Below are 669 nucleotides of genomic sequence, written 5' to 3'. Positions count from 1 at the left end.
CCCACGAACTCCAGCACCCCCGCCGCAGTCCACCGCACCACATCCCCGGTCCGATACACCCGCCCCCCACCAGCAACATCGAACGGATCAGCCACGAACCGCGCCGCCGTCAACCCCACCCGCCCGTGATACCCACGCCCCACCTGCGCACCGGCCACATACAACTCCCCCACCACCCCCACCGGCACCGGCCGCAACCGGCCATCCAACACGAACACCCGCATATTCCCCACCGGACGCCCAATCGGCACCGACGCCCCCACCCCATCGACCACGTCGTACACCGAGACACACGCGGTCGTCTCCGCAGGGCCGTAGCCGTTGACGACCCGAACCGCCGGGCACAGCGACGTGAATCGACGCACCAGATCCGGCGGAAACACCGCACCACCCACGATCACCTCACGCAGACACCCCAAAGATGGTTGGGATGTCGACGACAGATGCTCGACCAACGCCGCAAGCAGAGGCGGCGTGGCGAACATCTTCGTCACCCGCGAACCCCCCACCACTCGCGCGAGCACAGCGACATCAGCCCGCGACTCACCCACAACAACCACCCCAGCGCCTGCCACCAAAGTCGGCCATAACTCATAGACCGAAGCATCGAAAGCGATCGAGGAATGCACCAACACCCGATCCTCCGGCGACACCGACCACGCCTGGGCA

General features: G+C 66.5%; 1 protein-coding gene. It reads right to left on the bottom strand.

Annotated elements, in window-relative coordinates; all coding sequences use genetic code 11:
* On the bottom strand, positions 1 to 669 hold a 669-nt coding region (locus ACX4ZE_RS22950; RefSeq protein WP_480275542.1), incomplete at both ends, for an AMP-binding protein.

The sequence above is a fragment of the Nocardia sp. TBRC8007 genome, from assembly GCF_056629435.1.
This window is presented reverse-complemented; position numbering and strand designations above follow the sequence as displayed.